Origin of the sequence: Roseovarius spongiae (assembly GCF_003651245.1) — a bacterium.
GTDB classification, from domain to species: domain Bacteria; phylum Pseudomonadota; class Alphaproteobacteria; order Rhodobacterales; family Rhodobacteraceae; genus Roseovarius; species Roseovarius spongiae.
The window spans coordinates 169462-184812 of record NZ_RAPE01000003.1; the positions used below are offsets into that span (position 1 = coordinate 169462).

Annotated in this window: 15 protein-coding genes; 3 read left to right on the forward strand and 12 right to left on the reverse strand. The window is 67.3% G+C overall.

The window, feature by feature from the left end:
* Position 1 precedes the first annotated feature (1 nt).
* The 3 genes from tolR to ybgC all read right to left on the reverse strand — a co-directional run bounded on the left by tolR (position 2) and on the right by ybgC (position 1675).
* Entirely contained in the window at positions 2–475 is a 474-nt protein-coding gene (gene tolR / locus D6850_RS12100) for a protein TolR (protein WP_121167269.1), read from the reverse strand.
* A 3-nt stretch (positions 476–478) separates the two neighbouring features.
* Positions 479–1174 (reverse strand): protein TolQ, encoded by a 696-nt coding sequence (gene tolQ / locus D6850_RS12105; RefSeq protein WP_121167271.1) that lies wholly within the window; start codon positions 1172–1174, stop codon positions 479–481.
* 114 nt (positions 1175–1288) lie between these two features.
* Positions 1289–1675 (reverse strand): tol-pal system-associated acyl-CoA thioesterase, encoded by a 387-nt coding sequence (ybgC, locus tag D6850_RS12110; protein WP_121167273.1) that lies wholly within the window; start codon positions 1673–1675, stop codon positions 1289–1291.
* A 120-nt stretch (positions 1676–1795) separates the two neighbouring features.
* Here ybgC and D6850_RS12115 point away from each other — a divergent pair, with 120 nt between their 5' ends.
* Positions 1796–2866 (forward strand): tellurite resistance/C4-dicarboxylate transporter family protein, encoded by a 1071-nt coding sequence (locus D6850_RS12115; RefSeq protein WP_206019256.1) that lies wholly within the window; start codon positions 1796–1798, stop codon positions 2864–2866.
* A gap of 35 nt (positions 2867–2901) precedes the next feature.
* On the opposite strand, the gene D6850_RS12120 is transcribed toward D6850_RS12115, so the two are convergent.
* From D6850_RS12120 to ruvC, 4 genes are all read right to left on the reverse strand, one after another.
* Positions 2902–3528 carry a hypothetical protein gene (locus D6850_RS12120; RefSeq protein ID WP_121167276.1) on the reverse strand — a complete coding sequence of 209 codons (627 nt, stop codon included), beginning with the start codon at positions 3526–3528 and terminating at the stop codon, positions 2902–2904.
* 47 nt (positions 3529–3575) lie between these two features.
* Positions 3576–4604, reverse strand: a complete 1029-nt coding sequence (ruvB, locus tag D6850_RS12125; RefSeq protein ID WP_121167278.1) for a Holliday junction branch migration DNA helicase RuvB — start codon at positions 4602–4604, stop codon at positions 3576–3578.
* A 76-nt stretch (positions 4605–4680) separates the two neighbouring features.
* Positions 4681–5346 (reverse strand): Holliday junction branch migration protein RuvA, encoded by a 666-nt coding sequence (gene ruvA / locus D6850_RS12130; protein ID WP_121167280.1) that lies wholly within the window; start codon positions 5344–5346, stop codon positions 4681–4683.
* Positions 5343–5837, reverse strand: a complete 495-nt coding sequence (gene ruvC / locus D6850_RS12135; RefSeq protein ID WP_121167282.1) for a crossover junction endodeoxyribonuclease RuvC — start codon at positions 5835–5837, stop codon at positions 5343–5345. The genes ruvA and ruvC overlap by 4 nt, the downstream gene beginning before the upstream one ends.
* 322 nt (positions 5838–6159) lie before the next feature.
* Here ruvC and D6850_RS12140 point away from each other — a divergent pair, with 322 nt between their 5' ends.
* Positions 6160–6360, forward strand: a complete 201-nt coding sequence (locus tag D6850_RS12140) for a DUF1127 domain-containing protein (protein ID WP_121167284.1) — start codon at positions 6160–6162, stop codon at positions 6358–6360.
* A gap of 156 nt (positions 6361–6516) precedes the next feature.
* On the opposite strand, the gene D6850_RS12145 is transcribed toward D6850_RS12140, so the two are convergent.
* The 4 genes from D6850_RS12145 to D6850_RS12160 all read right to left on the reverse strand — a co-directional run bounded on the left by D6850_RS12145 (position 6517) and on the right by D6850_RS12160 (position 11358).
* Positions 6517–6867, reverse strand: a complete 351-nt coding sequence (locus tag D6850_RS12145; protein ID WP_166434060.1) for a hypothetical protein — start codon at positions 6865–6867, stop codon at positions 6517–6519.
* Positions 6868–6974: 107 nt separating this feature from the next.
* Positions 6975–7847, reverse strand: coding sequence for a 50S ribosomal protein L11 methyltransferase (locus tag D6850_RS12150; RefSeq protein ID WP_121167286.1), 873 nt, complete (start codon positions 7845–7847; stop codon positions 6975–6977).
* A 17-nt stretch (positions 7848–7864) separates the two neighbouring features.
* Positions 7865–9097, reverse strand: a complete 1233-nt coding sequence (locus D6850_RS12155) for an MFS transporter (RefSeq protein WP_121167288.1) — start codon at positions 9095–9097, stop codon at positions 7865–7867.
* Between the two features lie 62 nt (positions 9098–9159).
* Positions 9160–11358 carry a primosomal protein N' gene (locus D6850_RS12160; RefSeq protein WP_121167290.1) on the reverse strand — a complete coding sequence of 733 codons (2199 nt, stop codon included), beginning with the start codon at positions 11356–11358 and terminating at the stop codon, positions 9160–9162.
* A 93-nt stretch (positions 11359–11451) separates the two neighbouring features.
* Here D6850_RS12160 and fsa point away from each other — a divergent pair, with 93 nt between their 5' ends.
* Positions 11452–12105, forward strand: a complete 654-nt coding sequence (fsa, locus tag D6850_RS12165) for a fructose-6-phosphate aldolase (RefSeq protein ID WP_121167292.1) — start codon at positions 11452–11454, stop codon at positions 12103–12105.
* A gap of 303 nt (positions 12106–12408) precedes the next feature.
* On the opposite strand, the gene gcvP is transcribed toward fsa, so the two are convergent.
* A complete protein-coding gene (gene gcvP / locus D6850_RS12170) occupies positions 12409–15258 on the reverse strand; it encodes an aminomethyl-transferring glycine dehydrogenase (protein ID WP_121167294.1) in 2850 nt (949 codons plus the stop codon).
* Between the last annotated feature and the right edge of the window lie 93 nt (positions 15259–15351).

Genomic DNA, 15351 nt, shown 5'->3' on the forward strand with positions numbered 1-15351 from the left:
CTCAGCCGTCCGACGCATCCAGCGCCGGGCCGCCCGTATCCGTCACCAGGCCGATATTGTCGAAACCGCCCCGGTTGAGCGCGCCCATCACCTGCACCACGTCCGCATAGGGCACGGCCCCGTCGGCGCGCAGGTAGACCTTGGTGGAGTCGCGCTCCGCAGCGATGGCGCGCAGACGGTTCACCAGCTCGTCGCGGGCGACCTCGGTGGTCTGGATCATCACCACGCCCTCGGCGGTGATGGTGATCGCGAGCGGTTCCTCCTGTTCGCCGGGCAGGGCGTTGGCCGCCGTTTTGGGCAGCTCGACCGGCACGCCCACCGTCATCAGCGGCGCCGCCACCATGAAGATGATGAGCAGCACCAACATCACGTCCACGAAGGGGGTGACGTTGATTTCGGCCATCGGGCGCGACCGCCCGCGTCCGCGCCGGCGACGCCCGCCATCGCCGGATTTCTGAACCACTCCGCCGGCCACGGCCTAGCTGTCCAGCTGCCGGCTGAGAATGGTCGCGAACTCGTCGGCGAAGGCCTCGTAGCCCGCGACGATGCGGTCCGCGTCCGCGCTCAGCTTGTTGTAGAAGACCACCGCCGGAATCGCCGCCAGCAGGCCGAGCCCCGTGGCCAGCAGCGCCTCGGCGATGCCGGGCGCGACGACGGCGAGATTGGTGTTCTGCTGCTCGGCGATGCTGATGAAGGCGTGCATGATGCCCCATACAGTGCCGAACAGCCCGACGAAGGGCGCGGTCGAGCCCACCGTCGCCAGCACCGACAACCCGCGTTGCAGATCCTCCGCCTCCTTGGCGATGGCGACGTCCATGCTGCGGTCGATCCGCGCCGTGGCCCCGGCGATCATGCCGCCGTCGGTGCGGTGGCTGCGCCGCCATTCCATCATCCCGGCGGCGAAGATGCGCTGCGACTGCCCGTCGGGATCGGCGCCGATCTCCTCGAACAGCTCGTCAAGCGGCTCGCCCGACCAGAACTGCCGGTCGAACGTGTCGGCCTCCGTACGGGCCTTGCGATACATGATGAGTTTCTGGATGATGATCGACCACGCCCAGAACGACGCCGCGACCAGCAGCACCATCACCAGCTTCACGACGATCGTGGCGCGGGCGAACAGCGCCCACAGCGAGAAATCAATCTCCTGCGCCAATGCGAGGGTTTCTGCTTCCATTCTGCCTGCTCTTCTTGCTCGGGTGGCCTTGTTTCCGGCCTGTTGCCTCGGAAACTACGCGATTTCCATGGGGAAAGCCAATGACAACGCGTCATCGGCGGCAATTTTCGCAGACTAGTGCAAAAGCAGGCGGATATTCGCCGGAAGGCGCGCGGGCTGCCCGGCAGAGTTGATACACACGATTGTGACGACCGCCTGGAACACCGGTTGCGCATCGCGCGTCACGCTCTGCTCGAGCACCAGCCGCGCGCCGCTGACCGATTGCGCATGCGTCGTCACATCGAGCCGGTCGTCGAATCGCGCCGCGGCGAGATAGTCGCACTCGATCCGCCGCACGGCGAACACCACGCCAGCCTCGCGCATGAGGTTCTGGTCGATCCCCATCCCGCGCACCCAGTCGCTGCGCGCGCGCTCGATATACTTGAGGTAGTTGGCGTGATAGACGATCCCGCCCATGTCGGTGTCCTCATAATAGACGCGGATCGCAAAGACATGGGCCATGCGCTGCAGCGTAGGGCGGCCTCGCGGCGCGCGCAAGCGGGCGCGGCGCCTCGACAGGGTCGGGCGCCGGAGCTATGGGAAGGGGAATCGCGACGCGGCGCTCCATGAGGACAGATGCGAATGCCCGGCCCACGGACAGTGACGCCCCCCGACGCCGGCAAGCGCCGCTGGCGCTTTGGCGTCAGGACCATGTCGCCGGCCTATTTCGGCATGGTCATGGCGACCGGCATCGTTGCGTTGGCGGCCGACCAGATCGCCCATCCCCGCATCGCCTGTGCACTGTTCACCGTCGCGGCCGTGGCTTACGGCGTCCTCTGGGCGCTGAGCGCGCTGCGCGCGCTGCGTCACCCGCGCCTGTTCTTCGGCGACCTCGTCGATCACAAGCGCGGCCCCGGCTTCTTCACCATGATCGCCGCCTCGGGCGTCCTGGGCAGCGCGTCCGTCGTGCTCGCGGACAGCTGGGCGGTGGGCTTTGCGCTCTGGTGTGTGGCGTTTTTGCTCTGGGGGGTGCTGACCTACGCCATCTTCGCCGCCTTCACGGTCAAGCAGACCAAGCCCGGTCTCGCCGAGGGGATCAGCGGCGCCTGGCTGCTCTCGGTCGTCGGGACGCAGTCGATCGCCGTGCTGGCCGCACTGCTCGCCGCGCAGGCCGAGCAGCCCTGGCGGCAGGAGATGAACTTTGTCGCGCTGTCGATGTGGCTGTGGGGCGGGATGCTTTACATCTGGCTGATGGCGCTGATTTTTTATCGCTACACGTTTTTCCGGCTCTCGCCGGACAGCCTGACCCCGCCCTACTGGATCAACATGGGCGCGATGGCGATCTCGACGCTGGCGGGATCGCTGCTGATCGCCAACGCCCCGGACGCGCCGTTCCTGCTGTCGATGGAGCCGTTCCTGCGGGGCTTCACCGTCTTCTACTGGGCGAGCGGAACATGGTGGATCCCGATGCTGCTGATCCTCGGGGTCTGGCGCTATGTCTGGATGCGCTTTCCGCTGCGCTACGACCCGCTCTACTGGGGCGCGGTCTTTCCGCTCGGGATGTATGCGGTCGGCACGCAGCAGATGACGCTGGCGATGGACCTGCGTTTCATGCCCGCCCTGCCGGCCGTCTTCGCCCATGTCGCCGTCGCCGCATGGGCGGTCGCCTTCGTCGCCTACTTCATCGGCTTGCGAGGCGGCGAGGCCGGCTGACGCCCGCCCGTCTCCGGAAAAGCGGCCGGGCGCCGTCACCCCTGCCCGATACGCGCCGCCAGCCGGAGCGCATGCGCCGCATCCCCCGCCTGCGCCGGCATCACCGGATCATAGGCCGCGCGGATCAGCGCCGCGACGTCCGGGCGCAGGATCACCGTACCCTGCCCCGGCGCCCGAGCCAGCGGCGAACGGTCCCGGAAAGCGGCGTCGGACCACAGCAGGATGCTCTGCACCACCTGCCCCAGCGCCAGCGTCTCCGCCGGCATCGCGCTCAGCCGGTCGTCCATGCACAGGAAGACGAAACAGGCGCGAATCGCCCCCGCCTCGTCAAAGCGAAACATGCGATACTGGTTCGCGCTCTCGTCCTTGAGCCGCGTCACCAGCGGGCCGAGATCCGGGATCAACCGGTCGAGATCGGGCACGCCCCGCAACTCATCCCAGTCGCGAAAGAAGAAGAACATGAGGTTCGCGCCCAGCTCCGGGTCGGTCTCGGCCATCTCGTGCCCGGCCAGTTGCGCGACCGCCTCGATCGCGCCCTTCACGACGCCGAGCGTCGCGTCGTCCACGCCGAACACGATCGGCGCGATGGGACGCCCCCAGCGCGCGAATGCATAGCTGCCGTCGCTGCGTGTGAAACAGGCCTCGATCTCCTCGGGCGTCATCGGCAGATACTCCGCGTCTCTTTCAATGTTCCAGAGATACTCAAACCCTACCCGTCGAACAAATCGCTCTGCCCGGGCCTCGCGGGCGCCGCCAGCCCCAGATGCGTCCATGCCCGCTGCGCCAGCATCCGCCCGCGCGGCGTGCGCTGGATCAGCCCCTGCTGCAACAAGAACGGCTCGATCACCTCTTCGAGCGCATCGCGGCTCTCGCTGAGCGCGGCGCTCATCGTCTCGATCCCGACCGGCCCGCCCTGATAGGCCTCGGCGATGAGCCGCAGGTAGCGCCGGTCCGCGCCGTCAAGGCCAAGCTGGTCGACCCCAAGCCGCGTCAGCGCCGCATCGGCGAGCGCGCGGGTGATCGTCCCGTCACCGTCCACCAGCGCGAAATCGACCACCCGGCGCAGAAGCCGCCCGGCAATGCGCGGCGTGCCGCGCGCGCGCCGCGCGATCTCCATAGCGCCGTCCGGGGCGCAGGGAATGTCGAGAAGCGCGGCGTTGCGCACCACGATCTCGTGCAGTTCCTCAACCTCGTAGAATTGCAGCCGCGTGGGGATGCCGAAACGGTCGCGCAGCGGCGTGGTCAGCAGGCCCAGCCGCGTCGTGGCGCCGACCAGCGTGAAAGGCTGCAACTCGATCCGCACGGTGCGCGCCGCCGGCCCCTCGCCGATCACCAGATCCAGTTCGAAATCCTCGAGCGCCGGATAGAGCACCTCTTCGACAGCCGGATTGAGGCGGTGGATCTCGTCGATGAACAGCACGTCGCGCGGTTCCAGATTGGTGAGGATCGCGGCGAGGTCGCCCGCCTTGGCCAGCACCGGGCCGGACGTCATGCGAAATCCGACGCCCAGCTCGCGCGCCATGATCTGCGCCAGCGTCGTCTTGCCCAGGCCGGGGGGGCCGTGAAACAGCGTGTGGTCCATCGCCTCGCGGCGCTGGCGGGCGGACTGGATGAAGACGCGCAGGTTGGCGCGCGCCTCGGCCTGCCCGATGAACTCGCCCAGCATCTGCGGGCGCAGCGAACGGTCGCGATCCTCGGGCAGCGGGTCGGGGCGCAGGGCTGGGTCGGGTTCGGTCACAGGGGACGCTCCTCAAGCCCTTGCGGGCTTTCCTCGCGAAGACGCCCGGCAGGGCGGATGAGCGGCGCCGCGCGGCTCATGATTTCGGCGCCAGCAGTTTCAGCGCCGCGCGGATGAGCGCCGGCGTCTCGGCCTCCGGAGCATCGCCCGCCGCCTGCGCGACCGCGCCCGCCGCTTCGCCCGGCGCGTAGCCGAGATTGGCAAGCGCCGAGAGCGCCTCGGCCTGGGCGCCCGGGCCGGCGGGCGGGGCGGGCGCGCGCGTGGGGGCTGGCTCGATCACGTCGTCATCGCCGGCGGGCCCCGCCGGGGCCGTCGCCGGCCCCGCGCCCATCGCCATCACCTCGGGCGCGCGATCCTTCAATTCGTTCACCACGCGCTGCGCCGTCTTGGGGCCGACGCCCTTTGCCGCCCTGATGCTGTTCCAGTCCCCGAGCGCAATGGCGCGGCCCACGCCCTCGGGGCCCAGCGCGCCGAGGATCGCGAGCGACGCCTTCGCGCCGACGCCCTGCACGCTCATCAGCAGGCGGTGCCATTCCTTCTCGATCAGGGTGGCGAAACCGAAAAGTTGCAGCAGGTCGTCGCGCACCAGAAGGTCGGTGTATAGCGCGGCGTGCTCGCCCGCGCCGGGCAGCGCCTGCAGGGTGCGCTCGGTGCAATAGACGAGATACCCGACCCCGCGCACGTCGATCAGCACGTGATCCGCCGCGCGGTAGTCGATCCGCCCTGCCAGCCGCCCGATCATGCGCGCAGCGCCGCCGCGGGGCGGATCACCGGGCGATGATGCGCGTGGCAGATGGCGATGGCCAGCGCGTCCGCCGCGTCCGCGCTGTGCAGGGTGACGCCGGGCAGTTGCAGCCGCACCATGTGCGCGATCTGCTGCTTGTCCGCGTGGCCGACGCCGACCACGGTCTTCTTGACGGTGTTGGGCGCGTATTCGCCTACCTCGAGCCCCGCCTGCGCCGGAACCAGCAGCGCGACGCCGCGCGCCTGGCCAAGCTTAAGCGTCGCCGCGCCATCCTTGTTCACAAAGGTCTGTTCGACCGCCGCCGCATCGGGCGCGTATTCCGCCAGCACTGCGCGCAGTTGCTCGAAGAGCGACGCCAGCCGCGCCGGCAGGCTGTCTCCGTCGGGGCGGCAGGTGCCGTTCGCGACATGCCCAAGGCGGCTGCCCGTCATGTCGATCACGCCCCATCCGAGGTTTCTCAGACCCGGATCGATCCCCAGTACCCGCATTTTGGCTGCCCCGCCCTGTCCGTTTGATCCGCTGATAGCACGAAACAGGAACAGCCGCCAAGGGGATAGGAGCGCGCGCGCCGGGGTCGCGTTTTCCGAAGGCCGCGGATGCTGCGGCGCAGAAATAGATCGCCGGGTGTATTTATACCACACTCCTTTGGTGGAATAAATTTATAAAAAACAATATTTTAACCTCCACAAGAGCTATGCAGCGGTTGCATAGTGACTATGCAGGCGGAGCCCTTGCTCGGGGTCGGCGCAGGGTCTATCTGCCGCTCAGAATATGATCGACTTTGCACACGCAGAAAGAAGGACCGCTATCATGGCAAGCTTTGACGCAACCCGCACCGCACCGACCGCCTCCACTTCGTTCGGCGGTTTCTTCACCCGCGCCTTTGGCGCGATCGCCGCATGGAACGACGCCCGCGCCACCCGCAAGGCGCTGTCGCAACTGTCCGACCGCGCGCTCGAGGACATTGGCCTCAGCCGCCACGACATCGCCCGCGTCACGTCGCGCGGCTGAGTGCGCGCCTTGCGCAGTCGCCCGCACGGGTGATGGAAATGCAAAACACCCCTGCACCGGGACCAAGGTGCAGGGGTGTTTTCGTTAGAGAGGCCTGGAGGAAGCTGCTGCGCCTGGTGGGGCCGTCACGGGCAGGGAAGCGGGCGCGAACGCGCGCTAGCGGAAGAGCGGCGCGGCCCTTTCGGCGATGAACTGGCTGATCGGGTCGGCCTGCATGATCAAAGCGCCGACCTGTTCGACGGTCGTGCCGGTGCGAAGGTCGGCGACGCGCGCGTCGTAGATTGCGTTGCCATACTGGGCCATGATGAGCCCCTTGAAGCAGAGAACGCCCACAACCAGCAGCATCAGGCCGCGAACGGGAACAGGGCGCTTGCGGCGTTTCGGGCGGAACACGATCAGGCCGTCGCGGCCGACCTTGCTTACATAGCCGTTCGCCATGCGGATCCGGTTGCGCCGATGTTTCTTGAGACGGGCGGCGAACCGTGCGTCAACATAGGTATAAGTCATAGCAGCTTCCTGTTTTCCGGCCCCCGCCAGATCACATGGTTAAACTGCGCCCCAATTGTGGCAATTTTTGGGCGGCCGCCCCAAATTTGCTGCTTTTGGACGTGTTTTCAAACACTTTTACGAAGAGTTGTCGTCGTCCACTCACCAATGACCTCGCGGTGGATGAGACTGTTTCCAGCCACGCGATAAACCTCGATGACCTCGTCGGCCTGTTCATTGAGAACGCCCGAGAGAATCACATGCCCTCCGGGGGCGAGAGCCGCGCTCAGGTCGGGCGCGAGGCTGATGAGCGGTCCCATCAGGATGTTGGCGAAGATCAGGTCGAACGGCGCGGCGGCGCGCAGATCGGGGTGATCGACCCCCTCGGCCTCGACGCACGCCACACGGTCGGCAAGCCCGTTGGCGGCGAGGTTGACGCGCGCCACCTCGACCGCGACCGCGTCGACGTCGCTGGCGAGGATGCGCGCGCGCCAGATCCGCGCCGCCGCCATCGCCAGCACGGCGGTGCCGCAGCCGATATCGGCGACCGCGCGCGCGGTGAAGCCATCGTTCGCCAGCCGGTCCAACGCGCGCAGGCAGCCCTGCGTCGTGCCGTGATGCCCGGTGCCAAAGGCCATCGCCGCCTCGATCAGCAGCGGTTCGCGCCCCTCGGGCACGCGGTCGGCGTCGTGGCCGCCATAGACGAAGAAGCGGCCCGCTTCGACCGGGCTGAGTTCACGGCGCACATGCGCCACCCAGTCGGTTTCGGGCAGCTCCGACACGGCGAAGGGCCGCGCGCCATGCAGCTCTGCCAGCAGCGCAAGGCCCGCGAGGTCCGGTTCGCCCTCGAAATAGCCGCCGACCTCCCATGTGCCGCTGCCGTCTTCGACCTCGAATGTGCCGATGCCGGTCGGCTCGGGCGTGAGCCGCTCCATCGCGAGCGCCAGCGCCTCGGCCTGTTGCCGGCTGTCGAGCGTGGTGAGGGCAGTGAACGTGGGCATGTTGCCTCCTGGCGCGGCTATTCCGCCGGGGCGGGCGCGAAGCGCGAGAATATCGTCTCGTTCCCCGGCTCGGGATGGCGCGGGATCAGCAACGCCAATAACAGCGATCCCGCCGCCATGCCAGCGGCCATGATAAATACCGCCGCCGGCGAGACCAGCCATAGATAGCCCAGCAAAGCGGGCAGGAATACCGCCGCGATGTGGTTGATGGTGAAGGCCACGGCGGCGGTGGGCGCGATGTCGCCCGGATCGGCGATCTTCTGGAAATAGGTCTTGAGCGCGAGCGCCAGCGCGAACAGCATGTGGTCGATCACGTAGAGCGTCGCGGCCAGCACGACGCCCCAGCCGAAGAGGTAGATCCCGCCATAGGCGAGGAACACGATCGTGAGCCCTACATATTCGAATGCCAGCGTGCGCCGTTCACCATAGCGCGCGACGGCCCCGCCCATCAGCGGCGCGAAGATCATGTTGGCGACGAGGTTGATGAGGAACAGCGCCGTCACCTCGTGCACGTGAAAGCCGAACCTTTCCACCATCATGAAGCCCGCGAAAACGACGAAGATCTGCCGCCGCGCCCCGGACATGAATTGCAGGCAGTAATACAGCCAGTAGCGCCGGCGCAGTATCATCTTCTTGACCTGCGGGTTCGGCGCCTCGAATTGCGGGTAGGCGATCATGGCGAAAACGGCGACAACGGCGGTGATCCCGCCCGAGACCATGTAGACGTTGTCGAAGCTCAGGCCCAGCGGTTCCCACAGGGCGACGATCAGGCCATAGGACACCAGCGTCGCCAGGGACCCCGCCGCGATCAGCCAACCCAGCACGCGCGGCGCACGCGCCTTGTCCAGCCACTGAAGTTGCAGCGACTGGTTGACCGTCTCGTAATAGTGAAAGCCGATGGAGCTGAGCATCGTGATCGTCAGGATCCCGCCCATCGACGGGAACCGCGCGGTGAGCGCGGTCGCGACCCCGAGCAGGACCAGCGACACGAGGCCCAGCACCTGTTCGCGCACGAAGATGATGATCGCGATCACCCCGATGGCGAGGAAACCGGGAATCTCGCGCACCGTGTGCAGCCAGCCGATATCCGAGCCGTCGAACTGCGCCACCTCGATCACGAAGTTGTTGAGCAGCGCCGACCACGTGGCGAAGGCCACGGGCATCGCGGCGGCCATCAGGAACAGCAGCGTCACGGGACGCTGCCATAGCGGCAGGCGCCGTGCCCGCCCAAGTGGGACGTAGCGTGTCATTGATCCGCTTTACGTCAACGGAAAGCCGTTGGCGAGCGGGAAACCCCGCGCGACATGCAAGCTCAGTAAAAGCTCTGCGGGTCGATATCGACGTTGAGCCGCGTGGTTTTTGGGGCCCGCACCCCGCTGATCCAGCGCGCCAGCGCCGCCTGCAGCGGCGCGCCCTTGTCGGCCTTGACCAGCAAGCGCACGCGATGACGCCCCCGCACGCGCGCGATGGGGGCCGGCGCGGGGCCGAAAACCTGCGCGCCGATCCGGCGCAGCGGCGCGTCGTTGCGCGCCAGCGCGTTGCCGAGATCGAAGGCGTCCTGCATTTCGGTCGAACTCAGGATGATCCCCGCCATGCGTCCGAAGGGCGGCACGCCCGCCGCCTCGCGCCCTGCCGCCTCGGCCCGCCAGAAGCCTTCCTCGTCCCCGGCGAGGATCGCGCGGATCACCGGGTGTTCAGGCTGGAAGGTCTGAAGAAGCGCAACGCCCGGTTTCTCCGCCCGCCCCGCGCGCCCGGCGACCTGGCGCATCAGCTGGAACGTGCGCTCGGCGGCGCGCAGGTCGGACCCTTGCAGCCCGAGATCGGCGTCGATCACCCCCACCAGCGTCAAGAGCGGAAAGTTGTGCCCCTTGGCCACCAGCTGCGTGCCGATGATGATGTCGGCGCCGCCCTCTGCGATGGTGGCGATCTGCTCCTTGAGCGCGCGGGCGCTGGCGAAGAGATCCGAACTCAGCGTCGCGATGCGCGCGTCGGGGAACAGCGATGCCGCCTCCTCGCCCAGCCGCTCCACGCCGGGGCCCACGGCGGCGAGCCGGTCCTCGGCCCCGCAGGAGGGGCAGGTGTCGGGCATCGGTTTCGTCTCGCCGCACTGGTGGCACATCAGGCGTTTCAGGAACCGGTGCTCGACCATGCGGGCGTCGCAGTGGTCGCAGCCGATCTGATGCCCGCAGGCGCGGCAGAGCGTGATCGGCGCATAACCGCGCCGGTTGAGAAACAGCATCGCCTGCTCACCGGCGGCAATGCGCGCCTCGACCGCCCGTTGCAGCGTGGGCGAGATCCAGCGCGTCGACGGCAGCGTCTCGCTGCGCATGTCGATGGTGCGGATCTCGGGCATCACCGCCGCGCCGAACCGCGCCGCAAGGTCGAGGCGCGCGTATTTGCCCGCCTCCGCGTTGGTCCAGCTCTCAAGGCTGGGCGTCGCCGAGGCGAGCACCACCTGCGCGCCGCAGATCGACGCGCGCAGCACGGCCATGTCGCGGGCGTTGTAGATCACACCCTCTTCCTGCTTGTAGGAGGTGTCGTGTTCCTCGTCCACGACGATGAGGCCAAGGTCCCGGAACGGCAGGAACAGCGCCGAACGCGCGCCCACGACAAGCTGCGCGCCGCCCTCTCCCACCATCTTCCACGCGCGGCGGCGTTCGGTCATGGTGACGCCGGAATGCCACTCGGCCGGTTTCGCGCCGAACCGCGCCTCGACCCGCGCGATGAACTCGGCGCTGAGCGCGATCTCGGGCAGCAGCACCAGCGCCTGCCGTCCCTGGCGCAGCGTTTCCGCGACGGCCTCGAGATAGACCTCGGTCTTGCCCGACCCGGTGACGCCGCGCAGCAGGGTCGCGCCGTAGCCGCCGCCCTTGACCGCGCGACGCAAGGCGTCGGCGCAGGCGGCCTGGTCGGCGGTCAGTTCCTTGCCCGCGAAACCGCGATCGAGCCGCCGGTAAGGCAGGTCGCGCGGCGTGTCCTCCTCGGCCACAACGCCCTGTTTCACCAGCCCCTTGACGACCGAGGCGCTCACCCCGGATTCGTCGCAAAGCTCCTTGAGGGTATAGGCCGCCTCCCCCTGCGCCTCGAGCGCGTCCAGCACGCGCGCGCGCGCTTCGGTCATGCGATCCGGCGCGCCATGGCCCAGCCGGTAGACCTTGCGCATCGAGGGCGGATCACCCAGCCCCGGCGCGCGGGTGGCGAGCCGCAGCATCGAAGGCAGCGGCGTCAGGGTATAATCGGCGGCGCGTTGCAGGAATATCTGCATCTCCTCGCGCATCGGGGCGACGTCCAGCACGCGGATGACGCTGCGCACCTTCTTGATGTCGAAGTCACCCTTCCCCGGCCCCCAGACCACGCCCACCACCTTGCGCGGGCCAAGCGGCACTTCGACAAACGCGCCGGGCATGCAGCCGCCCTCGGGCGCGCGGTAATCCAGCGCGCGGCCCAGGGGCTGCGTGGTCAGCACGCCCACCAGCGCGCCTTCGTCAAAGAAATCGGTGGTGGCGGGCAAGCGATGCCTCCGCGACAGGGGTTTCGGCGGGTCAGCCCATGAGGTAATGGATGGGGCGACAAACGCCAATCCCTGCCAGAGAGGACCGCCCCCATGAAATTTTTCGTCGATACCGCCGAAGTGGACCAGATCGCAGAGTTGAACGACCTCGGCATGGTGGACGGGGTCACGACCAACCCGTCGCTGATCATGAAATCCGGGCGTGATATCCTTGAGGTGACCAAGGAGATCGCCGACATGGTCGACGGCCCGGTCAGCGCCGAGGTGGTCGCGCTCGAGGCCGACGCAATGATCGAGGAGGGTCGCAAACTCGCCAAGATCGCCGACAACATCGCGGTGAAGGTGCCGCTGACATGGGCGGGGCTGAAGGCGTGCAACACGCTCTCGGGCGAAGGCAACATGGTCAACGTGACCTTGTGCTTCTCGGCCAACCAGGCGTTGCTGGCCGCGAAGGCGGGGGCGACGTTCATCTCGCCCTTCATCGGGCGGCTGGACGACATCAACCTCGACGGGATGGAACTGATCGCCGATATCCGCCAGATCTACGACAATTACGGGTTCGACACGCAGATCCTCGCGGCGAGCATCCGCACGGTGAACCACGCGCACCAGGCGGCGATGATCGGCGCGGACGTGATGACCGCCCCGCCCAAGGTCATCAAGGCGATGGCCGAGCATGTGCTGACCGACAAGGGGCTGGATGCGTTCCTGAAGGACTGGGAGCAGACCGGGCAGAAGATCGTCTGAGAAACGAGGCGTCGGCAGGGTCCGAGCAATGCGGCGCGCAGGCGCCGCTCCTGCCGGTTCTCACCCGAACTCGCACGGCGATCTCATCCGCCCGTTTCGATTCGAAGGTGATCAGCGGCGCTCCGGGCATCGACCCGGCAACTGGCGAAGAGGTCGTTTACCGCATGGAGTTTATCAAGGTCTGAGCGCTCGATCGCAGGCTGTGCGGACTGATTCCGCGACCGCAACCGTGTTGCGCCGGACGCCAGGCATGGGCACTCGCCGCGTGTGGCGAGGGGCGGGCGCCGGCCCGCCCCGCCGCTCCTATTCGGCAGCTTCCGCGTAGTCTTCCAGCGGCGGGCAGGTGCAGATCAGGTGCCGGTCGCCATAGGCGTTGTCCACCCGGTTGACCGGCGGCCAGTACTTGTCCACCCGGAACGCGCCCGGCGGGAAGCAGCCCTGTTCGCGGCTGTAGGGCCGCTCCCAATCGCCGACCAGATCCTCGACCGTGTGCGGCGCGTGTTTCAGCGGGTTGTTCGCCGCATCGATGCGGCCTTCCTCGATGTCGCGAATTTCCTGGCGGATCGCCAGCATCGCGTCGCAGAACCGGTCGAGCTCGGCCTTGGTCTCGCTCTCGGTGGGCTCCACCATCAGCGTGCCGGGGACCGGGAAACTCATCGTCGGCGCGTGAAAGCCGCAATCGACCAGCCGCTTGGCGATATCGTCCACGGTGACGCCCGCGCTCTTCTCGAAGGGGCGCGTGTCGAGGATGCACTCATGCGCGACACAGCCGTTTTCGCCCTTGTAGAGCACGTCATAGGCGCCTTCGAGCCGCTTGGCGATGTAGTTGGCGTTGAGGATCGCCACCCGCGTCGCCTGCGTCAGCCCTTCGCCGCCCATCATCAGGATATAGGCCCATGAAATCGGCAGGATCGAGGGCGAGCCGAAGGGCGCGGCGCTCACCGGTCCCACCTCCTCGCCCGTTTCAGGATGGCCCGGCAAATGCGGAACGAGGTGCTCCTTGACGCCGATCGGCCCCATGCCCGGGCCGCCGCCGCCATGCGGGATGCAGAAGGTCTTGTGCAGGTTCAAATGGCTCACGTCGCCGCCCAGGTCGCCGGGGCGCGACAGGCCGACCATGGCGTTCATGTTGGCCCCGTCGATATAGACCTGCCCGCCGTGATCGTGGGTGATCTTGCAAACCTCCTTCACCGTCTCCTCGAAGACGCCATGGGTGGAGGGGTAGGTGATCATGCAACCGGCAAGGTTCTCCGCATGCTTTTCCGCCTTGGCGCGGAAATCTTCGAGGTCGATATCGCCGTTTTCCGCCGACTTGACCACCACGACCTTCCAGCCGACCATCTGCGCGCTGGCCGGGTTGGTGCCATGCGCGCTGACCGGGATGAGGCAGACGTTGCGATGCTCTTCGCCGTTGGCGCGGTGATAGCCGGCGATGGAAAGCAGCCCCGCGTATTCCCCCTGCGCGCCCGAGTTGGGCTGCATCGAGAAGGCGGCGTAGCCGGTGATGGCGCAGAGCTTGGCGCTCAGGTCGTCGATCAACTCGCGATACCCCTCCGCCTGGTCCCTGGGAACGAACGGGTGCATCCGCGAGAACTCGCGCCAGCTTACCGGCATCATCTCGGCAGCGGCGTTGAGCTTCATCGTGCAGGACCCCAGCGGGATCATCGCCCGGTCGAGCGCGAGGTCACGGTCGGCAAGACGGCGCATGTAGCGCATCATCTCGGTCTCGGCCCGGTTCATGTGGAAAATCGGATGGGTGAGGTAATCCGAGCGGCGGTGCATGTTCTCTGGGATGCGGTATTCGGGCGTGAAATCGTCGTCCCGTTCGGTGATCCCGAAGGCGCGCCAGACCGCCTCGATATTCTCGGGACGGGTGCACTCATCCACGCTGATCCCGACGCGCGTTTCGCCCACGCGGCGCAGGTTGATGCCCTCGTCCACGGCCGATTTCATCACCGCCGATTGCAGCGGCCCCACGTCCACGGTGATCGTGTCGAAGAACGATTTCGGATCGACCTTGAACCCAGCCGCCTCCAGCCCCTTGGCCAGACGCACGGCCTTGCGATGGATGCGCTGCGCGATGGCCTTCAGCCCCTTGGGCCCGTGGAACACCGCATACATCGACGCCATCACCGCCAGCAGCGCCTGCGCGGTGCAGACGTTGCTGGTGGCCTTCTCGCGGCGGATATGCTGTTCGCGCGTCTGAAGCGCGAGGCGGTAGGCGCGGTTGCCGTGGCTGTCCACGCTCACCCCTACCAGCCGGCCGGGCATCGCGCGCTTGTAGGTGTCCCGGCAGGCCATGTAGGCCGCGTGCGGGCCGCCATAGCCCAGCGGGACGCCGAAGCGCTGCGTGCTGCCCACGGCGATATCGGCATCCATCGCGCCCGGCTCCTTCAACAGGGTGAGCGCCAGCGGATCGGCGGACATGATCCCGATCGCGCCATTCTCATGCAGCTTCGCGATGTGATCGGTAAAATCACGCACATGGCCATAGGTGCCGGGGTACTGGAAAATCGCGCCAAAGACCTTTGAGGCGTCCATCTTGTCGGGGTTGCCGACGATCACCTCGATCCCCAGCGGCGCCGCGCGCGTCTGCATCACGGCGATGTTCTGCGGATGACAGTCCCGGTCGATGAAGAACGCCCTTTGCTTCGACTTGGCGACGCGCTGCGCCATCGTCATCGCCTCGGCGCAGGCGGTCGACTCGTCCAGCAGCGACGCGTTCGCGATCTCGAGCCCGGTGAGGTCGCTCACCATCGTCTGGAAGTTCAGCAGCGCCTCGAGTCGGCCCTGGCTGATTTCCGGCTGATAGGGCGTGTAGGCGGTGTACCAGGCCGGGTTCTCGAAGATGTTGCGCTGGATCGCCGGGGGCGTGACCGTGCCGTGATAGCCCTGCCCGATCAGGCTGACCAGCACCTTGTTCTTGCTCGCCGTCACCCGCATGTGGTGCAGCAACTCGCGCTCGGACTTGGCCTTGCCGAAGTCGAGCGGCCGTTCAAGGCGGATCGCCTCGGGCACCGTGCGCTCGATCAGCGCGTCGAGATCGGCCGCGCCCACCACGTCGAGCATCTCGGCCATCTCCTCGGGCGAGGGGCCGATATGCCGGCGGTTGGCGAAATCGTAAGGCAGGTAGTCGGTCGGTTCAAAAGCCATCTGGCCCTCCGCTGATCGAAGGCGCGCCGGAGCCGTCTCCGCCGCACCCTTTCAATGTTCCCAAAATACTCTCGTCGAAGGCGCAAAATCTTC